The organism is Pseudomonas brassicacearum (assembly GCF_918698105.1).
Taxonomy (GTDB): domain Bacteria; phylum Pseudomonadota; class Gammaproteobacteria; order Pseudomonadales; family Pseudomonadaceae; genus Aquipseudomonas; species Aquipseudomonas brassicacearum_F.
The window spans coordinates 16,318-29,599 of the sequence record NZ_CAKKMI010000042.1 but is presented as its reverse complement, the minus strand read 5'-3'; the positions used below and the strand labels follow the sequence as shown (position 1 = coordinate 29,599).

Genomic DNA, 13,282 nt, shown 5'->3' with positions numbered 1-13,282 from the left:
ATTAACCCTCGACACGCAGCATGTAGTAAGCCTTGTTGATCATCCCGCGATTCTCGGGAGTATCCAGGACTTCTACAGTGTGACCGATGCGACGCAGACCCAGACCCTTAACACACAGTTTGTGGTTAGGGATGCGGCCGGTCATGCTTTTGATCAGCGTAACTTTTACGGTAGCCATGATCAGAAGATCTCCTTGACGCTTTTGCCACGCTTGGCGGCAATGGATTCAGGAGACTGCATTGCTTTCAAACCCTTGAAAGTGGCGTGAACCACGTTTACCGGGTTAGTCGATCCGTAGCACTTGGCCAGAACGTTCTGAACGCCAGCAACTTCGAGGACAGCACGCATAGCGCCGCCAGCGATGATACCGGTACCTTCAGAAGCAGGCTGCATGTACACCTTCGAAGCGCCATGGGCAGACTTCATTGCGTACTGCAGAGTGGTGCCGTTCAGATCAACCTGGATCATGTTGCGGCGAGCAGCTTCCATTGCCTTCTGGATCGCAGCAGGCACTTCACGCGACTTGCCACGGCCGAAGCCAACACGGCCTTTACCATCACCCACTACGGTCAACGCAGTGAAAGTGAAGATACGGCCGCCTTTAACGGTTTTGGCTACGCGGTTAACTTGAACCAGCTTCTCGATGTAGCCTTCGTCGCGCTTTTGGTCGTTATTTGACATAACTTAGAACTCCAGCCCAGCTTCACGAGCAGCATCAGCCAGCGCCTTGACGCGGCCGTGGTACTTGAAGCCAGAGCGGTCGAAAGCCACCTGCGAGACGCCAGCGGCTTTAGCACGCGTAGCGACCAGCTGGCCAACCTTAGTGGCCGCGTCGATGTTGCCAGTGGCGCCATCACGCAGTTCTTTATCCAAAGTCGAGGCACTTGCCAGGACTTTGTTGCCGTCGGCCGAAATGACCTGGGCGTAGATGTGCTGCGACGAGCGGAACACGCAGAGACGCACGACTTCGAGTTCGTGCATTTTCAGGCGTGCTTTGCGAGCGCGACGCAGTCGAGTAACTTTTTTGTCGGTCATTTGCTATGCCCTACTTCTTCTTGGCTTCTTTACGACGGACGACTTCGTCCGCGTAGCGCACACCTTTGCCTTTGTACGGCTCTGGTGGACGGAAGTCGCGGATCTCGGCGGCCACTTGACCTACCAGCTGCTTGTCGATACCCCGGATCAGGATATCGGTCTGGCTAGGAGTCTCAGCGGTGATGCCTTCCGGCAGTTCATAATCCACTGGGTGCGAGAAGCCAAGAGCCAGGTTCAGCACTGTGCCTTTTGCTTGCGCTTTGTAACCAACACCGACCAGCTGGAGCTTGCGCTCGAAGCCTTGGCTTACGCCTTGGACCATGTTGTTTACCAACGCACGAGTGGTACCAGCCATTGCGCGAGTCTGTTGATCGCCATTGCGAGCAGCGAAACGCAGCTCACCAGCTTCTTCAACGATCTCTACGGACGAATGGATGTTCAGTTGCAGAGTGCCCTTGGCACCCTTCACCGAAAGCTGTTGGCCTGCGAATTTGACTTCGACACCGGCTGGCAGCTTAACGGGGTTCTTAGCGACGCGTGACATGCTTATCCCCCCTTAGAACACAGTGCAAAGAACTTCGCCGCCGACACCGGCAGCGCGCGCAGCACGATCCGTCATCACACCCTTGTTGGTGGAGACGATAGACACACCGAGACCGCCACGAACTTTTGGCAGATCATCGACGGACTTGTACTGACGCAGGCCTGGACGGCTAACGCGCTTCACTTCCTCGATGACCGGACGGCCTTCGAAGTACTTCAGCTCGATGGACAGCAGAGGCTTGATTTCGCTGCTGATCTGATAACCCGCAATGTAACCTTCGTCCTTCAGGACTTTGGCAACAGCTACCTTCAACGTAGAAGATGGCATGCTTACGACGGACTTTTCAGCCATCTGGGCATTACGGATACGAGTTAGCATGTCCGCTAACGGGTCCTGCATACTCATGGGCTAGACGCTCCTAATACACAAAAAATTAGCCTTTCGGCTAGTACGTGTCGCCGAGCGCATCCGTGCAATAAACACACGGGCTCAGGCGAGCCGGGTATTCTAGACACACCCCACAAATGAATCAAGCCCCAATAGGGGCTTGATTCAAGTTCAAGGTCACCGGCGGTCAGGATCTTGCGATCCCGAACGCCGCGACTTTGACAGTGCTTACCAGCTGGCTTTAACCAGACCTGGAACGTCACCACGCATTGCAGCTTGACGCAGCATGTTACGGCCGAGGCCGAACTTGCGGTACACGCCGTGCGGACGACCAGTCAGGCGGCAGCGGTTACGCATGCGCGAGGCGCTTGCGTCACGTGGCTGCTTCTGCAGGGCTACGGTAGCTTCCCAACGCGCTTCTGGACTTGCGTTCAGATCAACGATGATAGCTTTCAGCGCTGCACGCTTGGTGGCGTACTTGGCAACGGTGAGCTGACGCTTCAGCTCACGGTTCTTCATGCTCTTCTTGGCCATTTTCCTACTCCAATCAGTTGCGGAACGGGAATTTGAAAGCGCGCAGCAGTGCGCGACCTTCGTCATCCGTCCGAGCAGTGGTGGTCAGGGTAATGTCCAGACCGCGGAGAGCGTCGATCTTGTCGTAATCGATTTCCGGGAAAATGATCTGCTCTTTAACGCCCATGCTGTAGTTGCCACGACCATCGAAGGACTTGGCATTCAGGCCGCGGAAGTCGCGAACCCGAGGCAGGGAGATCGACAGCAGACGATCCAGGAACTCATACATACGCTCACGGCGCAGGGTCACTTTGACGCCGATCGGCCAACCTTCACGGACTTTAAAGCCAGCGATGGATTTCCGAGCGTAAGTCACGACGACTTTCTGACCGGTGATCTTTTCCAGGTCGGCAACAGCGTGCTCGATGACTTTTTTGTCGCCGATCGCTTCGCCCAGACCCATGTTCAGGGTGATTTTGGTAACGCGCGGAACTTCCATCACGTTCGAAAGCTTAAGTTCTTCCTTAAGTTTCGGTGCGATTTCCTTCCGGTAAATCTCTTTTAGTCGTGCCATGGTCTCATCTACCTAGCAGTGTTCAAGCATCAACCGCTTTTTGGGTCGACTTGAAGACACGAATTTTCTTGCCGTCTTCTACTTTGAAACCAACGCGGTCAGCCTTGTTGGTTTCGCCGTTGAAAATGGCGACGTTAGAAGCATCCAGCGGAGCTTCTTTTTCGACGATACCGCCCTGCACGCCCGACATCGGGTTAGGCTTGGTATGACGCTTGACCAGGTTCAGACCGCCAACAACCAGACGGTTGTTAGCGAGAACCTTAAGCACCTTACCGCGCTTACCTTTGTCTTTGCCGGCGATCACGATGATCTCGTCGTCACGACGAATCTTTTGCATGTCGGATCTCCTTACAGCACTTCTGGGGCGAGCGAGACGATCTTCATGAACTTCTCAGTACGAAGTTCACGGGTCACTGGCCCAAAGATACGGGTGCCGATCGGCTCTTGCTTGTTGTTCAACAGAACAGCAGCGTTGCCATCAAAGCGGATGATGGAGCCGTCAGCACGACGAACGCCATGGCGAGTGCGGACTACGACAGCAGTCATCACTTGGCCTTTTTTCACCTTACCGCGAGGAATTGCTTCCTTGACGGTAACCTTGATGATGTCACCGATACCAGCGTAACGACGATGGGAGCCACCCAGCACCTTGATGCACATAACACGGCGAGCGCCGCTGTTATCGGCCACATCGAGCATGGATTGAGTCTGAATCATATAATTTCTCCGACCCCTAGCCCTTAGACTTCCACAGCGCGTTCGAGAACATCAACCAGCGCCCAAGACTTGGTCTTGGCCATCGGACGAGTTTCACGAATAGTGACTTTGTCGCCGATGTGGCACTGATTGGTTTCGTCGTGCGCGTGCAGCTTAGTCGAACGCTTAACGTATTTACCGTAGATCGGGTGCTTAACGCGACGCTCGATCAGAACGGTGATGGTTTTGTCCATCTTGTCGCTGACAACACGGCCAGTCAGCGTACGGACAGTTTTTTCGGCTTCAGCCATGATCACTTACCTGCCTGCTGGTTGAGCACAGTTTTCACGCGAGCGATGTCACGCTTAACTTGCGAGAGCAGATGAGACTGCCCCAACTGGCCAGTTGCTTTCTGCATACGCAGATTGAACTGGTCGCGCAGCAGGCCGAGCAGTTGCTCGTTCAGCTGCTGTGCTGATTTTTCACGAAGTTCATTCGCTTTCATCACATCACCGTCCGTTTAACAAAGGAGGTGGCGAGCGGCAGCTTTGCAGCAGCCAGGGCGAAAGCCTCACGCGCCAGCTCTTCAGAAACACCCTCGATTTCATACAGGACTTTGCCTGGCTGAATCTGGGCAACCCAGTACTCCACGTTACCCTTACCTTTACCCATCCGAACTTCGAGTGGCTTTTTGGTGACAGGCTTGTCCGGGAATACACGGATCCAGATCTTGCCGCCACGTTTTACGTGACGGGTCAGAGCACGACGCGCTGACTCGATCTGACGAGCGGTGAGACGACCACGAGCAACAGACTTCAGCGCGAACTCGCCGAAGCTGACTTTGCTACCGCGCAATGCCAGGCCACGGTTGTGACCGGTCATTTGCTTGCGGAACTTCGTACGCTTTGGTTGCAACATTTGGCGTACCCCTTACTTAGCAGCTTTTTTACGAGGCGCTGGTGCTTGTGGCTTCAGTTCTTCTTGGCGACCACCAATTACTTCGCCTTTGAAGATCCAAACCTTTACACCGATCACACCGTAGGTGGTGTGAGCTTCGTAGTTGGCATAGTCGATGTCGGCACGCAGGGTGTGCAGTGGCACACGACCTTCGCGATACCATTCAGTACGTGCGATTTCAGCACCGCCGAGACGACCGCTCACTTGGATTTTGATGCCCTTGGCACCAATGCGCATTGCGTTCTGTACAGCGCGCTTCATAGCGCGACGGAACATTACGCGACGCTCCAGCTGCTGAGCTACGCTCTGCGCAACCAGCATACCGTCGAGCTCCGGCTTGCGGATCTCTTCGATATTGATGTGCACAGGCACACCCATTTGCTTGGTCAGGTCCTGACGCAGTTTCTCAACATCTTCACCTTTCTTCCCGATAACGATACCTGGACGAGCGGTGTGGATGGTGATACGTGCAGTCTGCGCCGGACGATGGATATCGATACGGCTTACGGACGCGCTTTTTAGTTTGTCTTGGAGATACTCACGCACCTTCAGATCAGCGAACAAGTAGTCCGCATAAGTCCGACCGTCTGCGTACCAGACGGAGGTGTGCTCCTTGACGATTCCCAGGCGAATGCCAATGGGATGTACTTTCTGACCCATCTCTTCGACTCCGTTACTTGTCAGCAACCTTGACAGTGATATGGCAAGACCGCTTGACGATGCGATCAGCACGGCCTTTGGCACGTGGCATGATGCGCTTCAGCGAACGCCCTTCGTTGACGAAAACGGTGCTGACCTTCAGGTCATCAACGTCTGCGCCTTCGTTATGCTCGGCGTTGGCTACGGCCGACTCCAGCACTTTCTTCATGATCTCGGCGGCTTTCTTACTGCTGAAAGCCAACAGGTTGAGCGCTTCGCCCACCTTCTTCCCGCGGATCTGGTCGGCGACCAAGCGGGCTTTCTGGGCGGAGATTCGAGCGCCCGACAACTTAGCGGCTACTTCCATTTCCTTACCCCTTAACGCTTGGCTTTCTTGTCAGCCACGTGCCCACGGTATGTGCGGGTACCGGCGAACTCGCCCAGTTTGTGGCCGACCATGTCTTCGTTCACGAGAACTGGGACGTGTTGGCGACCGTTGTGTACTGCGATGGTCAAACCGACCATTTGTGGCAGGATCATCGAACGACGCGACCAGGTTTTAACTGGTTTGCGATCGTTCTTTTCCGCCGCCACTTCGATCTTCTTCAGTAGGTGAAGATCAATAAAAGGACCTTTTTTCAGAGAACGTGGCACTGTCGTATCCCTCTATTTACTTGCGACGACGGACGATCATTTTGTCGGTACGCTTATTACCACGAGTCTTCGCGCCCTTAGTCGGGAAGCCCCATGGCGATACCGGATGACGACCACCAGAGGTACGACCTTCACCACCACCATGTGGGTGGTCAACCGGGTTCATGGCAACACCACGAACGGTTGGGCGAACGCCACGCCAGCGCTTGGCACCAGCTTTACCCAACGAACGCAGGCTGTGCTCGGAGTTCGAGACTTCGCCCAGGGTCGCACGGCATTCAGCCAATACTTTACGCATCTCACCAGAACGCAGACGCAGGGTCACGTAGACACCTTCACGAGCGATCAGCTGAGCCGAAGCACCAGCGGAACGAGCGATCTGTGCGCCTTTACCTGGCTTCAATTCGATGCCGTGTACGGTGCTACCAACTGGAATGTTACGCAGTTGCAGAGCGTTGCCCGGCTTGATCGGTGCCAGGGCACCTGCGATCAGCTGGTCGCCAGCACTCACGCCTTTAGGGGCGATGATGTAGCGACGCTCGCCATCTGCGTACAGCAGCAGAGCGATGTGAGCAGTACGGTTTGGATCGTATTCGATACGCTCGACGGTGGCAGCGATGCCATCCTTGTCGTTGCGACGGAAGTCGACCAGACGATAATGCTGCTTATGACCACCACCGATGTGACGAGTGGTAATACGGCCATTGTTGTTACGACCACCAGACTTCGATTTTTTCTCGAGCAGCGGTGCGTGAGGAGCGCCTTTATGCAGCTCCTGGTTGACCACCTTGACCACAAAACGGCGGCCAGGGGAAGTCGGTTTGCATTTAACGATTGCCATGATGCACCCCTTCCTTACTCAGCACTGCTGCTGAAATCGAGATCTTGGCCTGGCTGAAGGGAGATAACTGCCTTCTTCCAGTCATTACGCTTGCCCAGACCGCGAGCAGTGCGCTTGCTTTTACCCAGAACGTTCAGGGTAGTCACGCGCTCTACTTTCACGCTGAACAGGCTTTCGACGGCCTTCTTGATTTCCAGCTTGGTTGCGTCGGTAGCAACCTTGAAAACGAACTGGCCTTTCTTGTCTGCCAGAACCGTAGCCTTCTCGGAAACGTGCGGGCCAAGCAGAACTTTAAATACGCGTTCCTGGTTCATCCCAGCAGCTCCTCGAATTTCTTCACGGCCGACACGGTGATCAACACCTTGTCGTATGCGATCAGACTGACCGGATCGGAACCTTGCACGTCACGAACGTCGACGTGTGGCAGGTTGCGAGCAGCCAGGTACAGGTTCTGATCAACAGCGTCAGACACGATCAGGACGTCAGTCAGGCCCATGCCGTTCAGCTTGTTCAGCAGATCTTTGGTTTTCGGTGCTTCAACAGCGAAGTCCTGAACCACGACCAGACGATCAGTACGCACCAGCTCAGCAAGGATGGAACGCATTGCTGCGCGATACATCTTCTTGTTCAGCTTCTGGGAGTGATCCTGAGGACGAGCTGCGAAAGTGGTACCGCCGCCACGCCAGATTGGGCTACGGATAGTACCGGCACGAGCACGGCCAGTACCTTTCTGACGCCATGGGCGCTTGCCGCCACCGGAAACGTCGGAACGGGTCTTTTGCTGCTTGCTACCTTGACGGCCGCCGGCCATGTAGGCCACGACTGCTTGGTGAACCAGCGTCTCGTTGAATTCGCCGCCAAATGTCAGTTCGGAAACTTCGATCGCTTGAGCGTCATTTACATTTAATTGCATGTCAGCTTCCCCTTAACCGCGAGCCTTGGCTGCTGGACGTACAACCAAGTTGCCGCCAGTAGCGCCAGGAACAGCGCCCTTGACCAACAACAGATTGCGTTCAGCGTCCACGCGCACTACTTCGAGGGACTGCACGGTCACGCGCTCAGCGCCCATATGACCGGACATTTTTTTGCCCTTGAATACACGACCAGGAGTCTGGCACTGGCCGATAGAGCCTGGAACGCGGTGGGATACGGAGTTACCGTGGGTGTTATCTTGCCCGCGGAAGTTCCAACGCTTGATCGTACCCTGGAAACCCTTACCCTTGGACTGACCGGTTACATCAACCAGTTGGCCAGCGGCGAAGATTTCAGCGTTGATCAGATCGCCGGCCTGGTACTCGCCTTCTTCAAGGCGGAATTCCATTACGGTACGACCAGCGGCAACGTTCGCCTTGGCGAAGTGGCCAGCCTGAGCTGCTGTTACACGCGAAGCGCGACGCTCGCCGACAGTGACTTGCACTGCACGATAGCCATCGGTCTCTTCAGTTTTGAACTGGGTGACGCGATTCGGCTCGATCTCAATGACCGTGACCGGAATGGAGACACCTTCTTCGGTGAAAATACGGGTCATACCGCATTTACGACCGACTACACCAATAGTCATGTTGTAAACCTCATGAGTGTACGGGGCTTTCACCCGCTATGGCCGCCCATTTCAGAGCGTTACACGACTAAGACCGAGTCTTAGCCGAGGCTGATCTGCACTTCCACACCGGCCGCAAGATCAAGCTTCATAAGTGCATCAACGGTTTTATCCGTTGGCTGGACGATGTCCAGAACGCGCTTATGAGTACGGATCTCGTACTGGTCACGCGCGTCTTTGTTGACGTGCGGGGAGACCAGAACGGTGAACCGCTCTTTACGGGTAGGCAGTGGAATTGGACCACGCACTTGAGCACCAGTACGTTTCGCGGTTTCCACGATTTCCTGGGTGGATTGGTCGATCAGGCGATGGTCAAAAGCCTTCAACCTGATACGGATTTGCTGATTTTGCATTGGATTTCAGACTCCGGCTGCTATTCCCACCGGGCGCAATACGCCCGTTAAAAGGAGGCGCAATTCTATAGACGCCCCATATAGGTGTCAACCCAATAAAAAAGCCCCCGCTGAGCGGGGGCTTTTTCAACTCATCAAAGCTTACTCAAGAAAGAGCTTACTCGATGATTTTGGCTACGACGCCAGCGCCGACGGTACGACCGCCTTCACGGATAGCGAAACGCAGACCGTCTTCCATTGCGATGGTCTTGATCAGGGTGACAACCATTTTGATGTTGTCGCCTGGCATTACCATTTCAACGCCTTCTGGCAGCTCGCAGTTACCAGTCACGTCAGTTGTACGGAAGTAGAACTGTGGACGGTAGCCTTTGAAGAACGGAGTGTGACGACCGCCTTCTTCTTTGCTCAGAACGTACACTTCAGCTTCGAACTTGGTGTGCGGCTTGACCGAACCTGGCTTAACCAGAACCTGGCCACGCTCAACGTCGTCACGCTTGGTACCACGCAGCAGAACGCCGCAGTTCTCGCCAGCACGACCTTCGTCGAGCAGCTTACGGAACATTTCAACACCGGTGCAGGTGGTGACGGTGGTGTCACGCAGACCTACGATTTCCAGTGGATCCTGAACCTTGACGATACCGCGCTCGATACGACCGGTCACAACAGTACCGCGACCCGAGATCGAGAACACGTCTTCGATTGGCATCAGGAATGGCTTGTCGATAACACGAACTGGCTCTGGGATGTAGCTGTCCAGAGTTTCTACCAGGCGCTTGACAGCGGTGGTACCCATTTCGTTGTCGTCTTGGCCGTTCAGAGCCATCAGAGCCGAACCGATGATGATTGGAGTGTCATCACCTGGGAAGTCGTAAGTGCTCAGCAGATCGCGCACTTCCATCTCAACCAGTTCCAGCAGCTCAGCGTCGTCAACCATGTCAGCCTTGTTCAGGAAGACAACGATGTACGGAACGCCTACCTGACGGGACAGCAGGATGTGCTCACGGGTTTGTGGCATCGGACCATCAGCGGCCGAGCAAACCAGGATCGCGCCGTCCATCTGGGCAGCACCAGTGATCATGTTCTTCACGTAGTCAGCGTGACCTGGGCAGTCAACGTGAGCGTAGTGACGAATCGAAGAGTTGTACTCAACGTGCGCGGTGTTGATGGTGATACCACGAGCCTTTTCTTCCGGAGCGCTGTCGATTTTGTCGAAAGCAACAACGGCCGAACCGAAAACTTCGGAGCAGACGCGAGTCAGAGCTGCAGTCAGAGTGGTTTTACCGTGGTCAACGTGACCAATGGTGCCAACGTTGACGTGCGGTAGGGAACGATCAAATTTTTCTTTAGCCACGACAATTAACTCCTTGCCTAAAGGGCTGAATCAGCCTTGCTTTTTGGTAACAGTCTCGACGATATGCGACGGAGCTGTATTGTATTTTTTGAATTCCATAGAGTAGCTTGCGCGACCCTGAGACATGGAACGAACGTCGGTTGCATAACCGAACATTTCACCCAACGGAACCTCGGCACGAATGACCTTGCCGGAAACCGTATCTTCCATACCCAGAATCATGCCACGACGACGGTTAAGGTCGCCCATGACATCACCCATGTAGTCTTCAGGCGTAACGACTTCTACCGCCATGATAGGCTCGAGCAACTCACCACCGCCCTTCTGGGCCAGTTGCTTGGTTGCCATGGAAGCAGCCACCTTGAACGCCATCTCGTTGGAGTCGACGTCGTGGTAAGAACCATCAAACACAGTTGCCTTCAGGCCGATCAGCGGATAACCGGCAACAACGCCGTTCTTCATCTGCTCTTCGATACCCTTCTGGATCGCCGGGATGTATTCCTTAGGAACCACACCACCTACGACTTCGTTCACGAATTGCAGACCTTCCTGACCTTCGTCAGCCGGTGCAAAACGGATCCAGCAGTGACCAAACTGACCACGACCGCCGGATTGACGAACGAACTTGCCTTCGATTTCACAGTTCTTCGTGATGCGCTCACGATAGGAAACCTGAGGCTTACCGATGTTGGCTTCGACGTTGAACTCACGGCGCATCCGGTCAACCAGGATGTCCAGGTGCAACTCGCCCATGCCGGAGATGATCGTTTGACCAGTCTCTTCATCAGTCTTGACGCGGAAAGACGGGTCTTCCTGAGCGAGCTTGCCCAGAGCGATACCCATTTTTTCCTGGTCGTCCTTGGTCTTAGGCTCAACGGCAACCGAAATAACCGGCTCCGGGAAGTCCATGCGAACCAGGATGATTGGCTTGTCGCCATTGCACAAAGTTTCACCCGTGGTGACGTCCTTCATGCCGATCAAGGCCGCGATGTCGCCAGCGCGCACTTCCTTGATCTCTTCGCGGGCGTTTGCGTGCATCTGCACCATACGGCCTACGCGCTCTTTCTTGCCTTTTACAGAGTTGATCACGCCGTCGCCGGAGTTCAACACGCCCGAGTAAACGCGGACAAAGGTCAAGGTACCCACGAATGGGTCGGTAGCGATCTTGAACGCCAGAGCCGAGAACGGCTCGTTGTCGTCTGCATGACGCTCCAGCTCGACAGTCTCGTCATCCGGGTCAGTACCCTTGATGGCAGGAATGTCGGTTGGCGCAGGCAGGAAGTCGATCACGGCGTCGAGAACCAGGGGAACACCCTTGTTCTTGAAGGAAGAACCGCAAACAGCCAGGACGATTTCACCAGCGATAGTACGCTGACGCAGAGCGGCCTTGATTTCCTCGTTGGTGAGCTCTTCACCTTCTAGGTACTTGTTCATCAGCTCTTCGTTGGCTTCGGCCGCAGCCTCAACCATGTTGCCGCGCCACTTCTCGGCTTCTTCCAGCAATTCAGCAGGAATGTCCTTGCGAACAGGGACCATGCCTTTGTCAGCATCGTTCCAGTAGACAGCTTGCATGTTGATCAGATCGATCTGACCCTGGAAGTTGTCTTCGGAACCGATAGCCAGCTGGATAGGCACAGGAGTGTGGCCCAGACGCTGCTTGATCTGACCGATCACGCGCAGGAAGTTGGCACCAGCACGGTCCATCTTGTTCACATAAACAAGACGCGGAACGCCGTATTTGTTGGCTTGACGCCATACGGTTTCCGACTGAGGCTCAACGCCCGAGGTACCGCAGAATACAACCACAGCGCCGTCGAGTACGCGCAGGGAACGTTCTACTTCAATAGTGAAGTCAACGTGGCCCGGGGTATCGATGACGTTGAAGCGGTGCTCGTCCTTGTACTGCTTCTCGGAACCCTTCCAGAAAGCGGTAATGGCAGCAGAAGTAATGGTAATACCACGCTCCTGCTCCTGCACCATCCAGTCGGTGGTCGCGGCGCCATCATGCACCTCGCCCATCTTGTGACTTTTGCCGGTGTAAAAAAGGACGCGCTCGGTGGTGGTGGTTTTACCAGCATCCACGTGAGCAACGATACCGATGTTACGGTAGCGGTTAATCGGTGTAGTACGAGCCATAAAGCCCTCGCAAATTGAGTGACGCTAAAATTAGAAGCGGTAGTGCGAGAAAGCCTTGTTGGCTTCAGCCATACGGTGCACGTCTTCACGCTTCTTAACTGCAGCACCTTTACCTTCAGCAGCGTCCAACAGTTCGCCAGCCAAACGCAGGGCCATGGACTTCTCGCCGCGCTTGCGGGCGAAGTCTACCAACCAGCGCATTGCCAGGGCGTTACGACGGGACGGACGAACTTCGACCGGAACCTGGTAAGTAGCACCGCCTACACGGCGCGACTTCACTTCGACCAGCGGAGCGATGGCGTCGAGAGCTTTCTCGAAGATTTCCAGGGGATCGCTGTTCTTGCGTTCCTTAACTTTGTCCAGTGCGCCATAAACGATACGCTCGGCAACGGCTTTCTTGCCGCTTTCCATTACGTGGTTCATGAACTTGGCGAGAATCTGGCTTCCGTATTTCGGATCGTCCAGAATCTCACGTTTGGCTGCTACGCGACGTCTTGGCATTGATAAGCCCTCAAACGGTCTTCAGGTTAGCCCGGGACAGCGGATGCGTGCCCGACCTTACTCTTATCGACTCAATAAAATTAAAAACTGCAAAACGGCCGATTATTTCGGACGCTTGGTACCGTACTTCGAACGACCTTGGTTACGACCTTTAACGCCGGAAGTATCCAAAGAGCCGCGAACGGTGTGGTAACGAACACCTGGCAAGTCTTTTACACGACCGCCGCGGATCAGGACCACGCTGTGTTCTTGCAGGTTGTGGCCTTCACCGCCGATGTACGAGGAAACCTCGAAACCGTTGGTCAGACGCACACGGCATACTTTACGCAGTGCCGAGTTAGGTTTTTTCGGCGTGGTGGTATACACACGGGTGCATACGCCACGACGTTGCGGGCAGTTCTGCAGCGCAGGCACGTCGGATTTCTCGACGATACGCTTACGCGGCTGACGTACCAGCTGGTTGATAGTTGCCATCTACTAGCTCCACTGTTGTCTTGCGAC

At 54.8% G+C, this 13,282-nt stretch carries 24 protein-coding genes; all 24 read right to left on the bottom strand.

Going from position 1 to position 13,282, the window contains the following annotated elements; genetic code table 11:
• Position 1 precedes the first annotated feature (1 nt).
• Positions 2–178: a 50S ribosomal protein L30 gene (rpmD, locus tag LQ215_RS17380; RefSeq protein ID WP_003186033.1), complete on the bottom strand. Its 177-nt coding sequence runs from the start codon at positions 176–178 to the stop codon at positions 2–4.
• Positions 179–180: 2 nt separating this feature from the next.
• Positions 181–681, bottom strand: a complete 501-nt coding sequence (gene rpsE / locus LQ215_RS17375; protein ID WP_003186035.1) for a 30S ribosomal protein S5 — start codon at positions 679–681, stop codon at positions 181–183.
• Between the two features lie 3 nt (positions 682–684).
• On the bottom strand, positions 685–1,035 hold the full coding sequence (gene rplR, locus LQ215_RS17370) for a 50S ribosomal protein L18 (protein ID WP_003186037.1): 351 nt from the start codon (positions 1,033–1,035) through the stop codon (positions 685–687).
• Between the two features lie 10 nt (positions 1,036–1,045).
• Entirely contained in the window at positions 1,046–1,579 is a 534-nt protein-coding gene (gene rplF, locus LQ215_RS17365; RefSeq protein ID WP_053125864.1) for a 50S ribosomal protein L6, read from the bottom strand.
• Between the two features lie 12 nt (positions 1,580–1,591).
• Positions 1,592–1,984, bottom strand: a complete 393-nt coding sequence (rpsH, locus tag LQ215_RS17360) for a 30S ribosomal protein S8 (protein WP_003186040.1) — start codon at positions 1,982–1,984, stop codon at positions 1,592–1,594.
• Positions 1,985–2,194: 210 nt separating this feature from the next.
• Positions 2,195–2,500 (bottom strand): 30S ribosomal protein S14, encoded by a 306-nt coding sequence (rpsN, locus tag LQ215_RS17355; RefSeq protein WP_003186042.1) that lies wholly within the window; start codon positions 2,498–2,500, stop codon positions 2,195–2,197.
• Between the two features lie 13 nt (positions 2,501–2,513).
• Positions 2,514–3,053 carry a 50S ribosomal protein L5 gene (rplE, locus tag LQ215_RS17350; protein ID WP_003186044.1) on the bottom strand — a complete coding sequence of 180 codons (540 nt, stop codon included), beginning with the start codon at positions 3,051–3,053 and terminating at the stop codon, positions 2,514–2,516.
• A gap of 22 nt (positions 3,054–3,075) precedes the next feature.
• Complete coding sequence (gene rplX / locus LQ215_RS17345) at positions 3,076–3,390, bottom strand: 50S ribosomal protein L24 (RefSeq protein ID WP_186546713.1); 315 nt, start codon at positions 3,388–3,390, stop codon at positions 3,076–3,078.
• Between the two features lie 11 nt (positions 3,391–3,401).
• A complete protein-coding gene (gene rplN, locus LQ215_RS17340; protein WP_002555479.1) occupies positions 3,402–3,770 on the bottom strand; it encodes a 50S ribosomal protein L14 in 369 nt (122 codons plus the stop codon).
• Positions 3,771–3,793: 23 nt separating this feature from the next.
• Positions 3,794–4,060 carry a 30S ribosomal protein S17 gene (gene rpsQ, locus LQ215_RS17335; RefSeq protein ID WP_003194644.1) on the bottom strand — a complete coding sequence of 89 codons (267 nt, stop codon included), beginning with the start codon at positions 4,058–4,060 and terminating at the stop codon, positions 3,794–3,796.
• Positions 4,061–4,062: 2 nt separating this feature from the next.
• The gene (gene rpmC, locus LQ215_RS17330; protein ID WP_002555481.1) at positions 4,063–4,254 is read right to left on the bottom strand and encodes a 50S ribosomal protein L29; all 192 of its coding nucleotides are present in this window, start codon (positions 4,252–4,254) and stop codon (positions 4,063–4,065) included.
• Positions 4,254–4,667, bottom strand: a complete 414-nt coding sequence (gene rplP, locus LQ215_RS17325; RefSeq protein WP_003186052.1) for a 50S ribosomal protein L16 — start codon at positions 4,665–4,667, stop codon at positions 4,254–4,256. The genes rpmC and rplP overlap by 1 nt, the downstream gene beginning before the upstream one ends.
• Positions 4,668–4,679: 12 nt before the next feature.
• Positions 4,680–5,366, bottom strand: a complete 687-nt coding sequence (gene rpsC, locus LQ215_RS17320; RefSeq protein WP_003176422.1) for a 30S ribosomal protein S3 — start codon at positions 5,364–5,366, stop codon at positions 4,680–4,682.
• 13 nt (positions 5,367–5,379) lie between these two features.
• The gene (gene rplV / locus LQ215_RS17315; RefSeq protein ID WP_003103908.1) at positions 5,380–5,712 is read right to left on the bottom strand and encodes a 50S ribosomal protein L22; all 333 of its coding nucleotides are present in this window, start codon (positions 5,710–5,712) and stop codon (positions 5,380–5,382) included.
• Positions 5,713–5,723: 11 nt separating this feature from the next.
• Positions 5,724–5,999 carry a 30S ribosomal protein S19 gene (gene rpsS / locus LQ215_RS17310; protein ID WP_002555486.1) on the bottom strand — a complete coding sequence of 92 codons (276 nt, stop codon included), beginning with the start codon at positions 5,997–5,999 and terminating at the stop codon, positions 5,724–5,726.
• Positions 6,000–6,015: 16 nt separating this feature from the next.
• Positions 6,016–6,840, bottom strand: coding sequence for a 50S ribosomal protein L2 (rplB, locus tag LQ215_RS17305; protein ID WP_003186055.1), 825 nt, complete (start codon positions 6,838–6,840; stop codon positions 6,016–6,018).
• Between the two features lie 14 nt (positions 6,841–6,854).
• Positions 6,855–7,154, bottom strand: a complete 300-nt coding sequence (gene rplW / locus LQ215_RS17300) for a 50S ribosomal protein L23 (protein ID WP_002555488.1) — start codon at positions 7,152–7,154, stop codon at positions 6,855–6,857.
• Positions 7,151–7,753: a 50S ribosomal protein L4 gene (gene rplD, locus LQ215_RS17295; protein WP_003186057.1), complete on the bottom strand. Its 603-nt coding sequence runs from the start codon at positions 7,751–7,753 to the stop codon at positions 7,151–7,153. The genes rplW and rplD overlap by 4 nt, the downstream gene beginning before the upstream one ends.
• Before the next feature lie 12 nt (positions 7,754–7,765).
• A complete protein-coding gene (gene rplC / locus LQ215_RS17290) occupies positions 7,766–8,401 on the bottom strand; it encodes a 50S ribosomal protein L3 (RefSeq protein WP_003186059.1) in 636 nt (211 codons plus the stop codon).
• Between the two features lie 80 nt (positions 8,402–8,481).
• A complete protein-coding gene (gene rpsJ, locus LQ215_RS17285) occupies positions 8,482–8,793 on the bottom strand; it encodes a 30S ribosomal protein S10 (protein WP_003186070.1) in 312 nt (103 codons plus the stop codon).
• Positions 8,794–8,950: 157 nt separating this feature from the next.
• Positions 8,951–10,144, bottom strand: coding sequence for an elongation factor Tu (tuf, locus tag LQ215_RS17280; protein ID WP_003186071.1), 1,194 nt, complete (start codon positions 10,142–10,144; stop codon positions 8,951–8,953).
• Between the two features lie 30 nt (positions 10,145–10,174).
• Positions 10,175–12,280, bottom strand: a complete 2,106-nt coding sequence (gene fusA, locus LQ215_RS17275; RefSeq protein ID WP_230151663.1) for an elongation factor G — start codon at positions 12,278–12,280, stop codon at positions 10,175–10,177.
• Between the two features lie 30 nt (positions 12,281–12,310).
• Positions 12,311–12,781, bottom strand: coding sequence for a 30S ribosomal protein S7 (gene rpsG, locus LQ215_RS17270; protein WP_003186074.1), 471 nt, complete (start codon positions 12,779–12,781; stop codon positions 12,311–12,313).
• Positions 12,782–12,883: 102 nt separating this feature from the next.
• Positions 12,884–13,255 carry a 30S ribosomal protein S12 gene (rpsL, locus tag LQ215_RS17265; protein WP_003186084.1) on the bottom strand — a complete coding sequence of 124 codons (372 nt, stop codon included), beginning with the start codon at positions 13,253–13,255 and terminating at the stop codon, positions 12,884–12,886.
• Positions 13,256–13,282 lie beyond the last annotated feature (27 nt).

Excerpts from the sequence above, each read along its gene's own strand:
- rpmD (WP_003186033.1), bottom strand. The coding sequence starts at position 178 with ATGGCTACCGTAAAAGTTACGCTGATCAAAAGCATGACCGGCCGCATC.
- rpsE (WP_003186035.1), bottom strand. The coding sequence starts at position 681 with ATGTCAAATAACGACCAAAAGCGCGACGAAGGCTACATCGAGAAGCTG.
- rplR (WP_003186037.1), bottom strand. The coding sequence starts at position 1,035 with ATGACCGACAAAAAAGTTACTCGACTGCGTCGCGCTCGCAAAGCACGC.
- rplF (WP_053125864.1), bottom strand. The coding sequence starts at position 1,579 with ATGTCACGCGTCGCTAAGAACCCCGTTAAGCTGCCAGCCGGTGTCGAA.
- rpsH (WP_003186040.1), bottom strand. The coding sequence starts at position 1,984 with ATGAGTATGCAGGACCCGTTAGCGGACATGCTAACTCGTATCCGTAAT.
- rpsN (WP_003186042.1), bottom strand. The coding sequence starts at position 2,500 with ATGGCCAAGAAGAGCATGAAGAACCGTGAGCTGAAGCGTCAGCTCACC.
- rplE (WP_003186044.1), bottom strand. The coding sequence starts at position 3,053 with ATGGCACGACTAAAAGAGATTTACCGGAAGGAAATCGCACCGAAACTT.
- rplX (WP_186546713.1), bottom strand. The coding sequence starts at position 3,390 with ATGCAAAAGATTCGTCGTGACGACGAGATCATCGTGATCGCCGGCAAA.
- rplN (WP_002555479.1), bottom strand. The coding sequence starts at position 3,770 with ATGATTCAGACTCAATCCATGCTCGATGTGGCCGATAACAGCGGCGCT.
- rpsQ (WP_003194644.1), bottom strand. The coding sequence starts at position 4,060 with ATGGCTGAAGCCGAAAAAACTGTCCGTACGCTGACTGGCCGTGTTGTC.
- rpmC (WP_002555481.1), bottom strand. The coding sequence starts at position 4,254 with ATGAAAGCGAATGAACTTCGTGAAAAATCAGCACAGCAGCTGAACGAG.
- rplP (WP_003186052.1), bottom strand. The coding sequence starts at position 4,667 with ATGTTGCAACCAAAGCGTACGAAGTTCCGCAAGCAAATGACCGGTCAC.
- rpsC (WP_003176422.1), bottom strand. The coding sequence starts at position 5,366 with ATGGGTCAGAAAGTACATCCCATTGGCATTCGCCTGGGAATCGTCAAG.
- rplV (WP_003103908.1), bottom strand. The coding sequence starts at position 5,712 with ATGGAAGTAGCCGCTAAGTTGTCGGGCGCTCGAATCTCCGCCCAGAAA.
- rplB (WP_003186055.1), bottom strand. The coding sequence starts at position 6,840 with ATGGCAATCGTTAAATGCAAACCGACTTCCCCTGGCCGCCGTTTTGTG.
- rplW (WP_002555488.1), bottom strand. The coding sequence starts at position 7,154 with ATGAACCAGGAACGCGTATTTAAAGTTCTGCTTGGCCCGCACGTTTCC.
- rplD (WP_003186057.1), bottom strand. The coding sequence starts at position 7,753 with ATGCAATTAAATGTAAATGACGCTCAAGCGATCGAAGTTTCCGAACTG.
- rplC (WP_003186059.1), bottom strand. The coding sequence starts at position 8,401 with ATGACTATTGGTGTAGTCGGTCGTAAATGCGGTATGACCCGTATTTTC.
- rpsJ (WP_003186070.1), bottom strand. The coding sequence starts at position 8,793 with ATGCAAAATCAGCAAATCCGTATCAGGTTGAAGGCTTTTGACCATCGC.
- fusA (WP_230151663.1), bottom strand. The coding sequence starts at position 12,280 with ATGGCTCGTACTACACCGATTAACCGCTACCGTAACATCGGTATCGTT.
- rpsG (WP_003186074.1), bottom strand. The coding sequence starts at position 12,781 with ATGCCAAGACGTCGCGTAGCAGCCAAACGTGAGATTCTGGACGATCCG.
- rpsL (WP_003186084.1), bottom strand. The coding sequence starts at position 13,255 with ATGGCAACTATCAACCAGCTGGTACGTCAGCCGCGTAAGCGTATCGTC.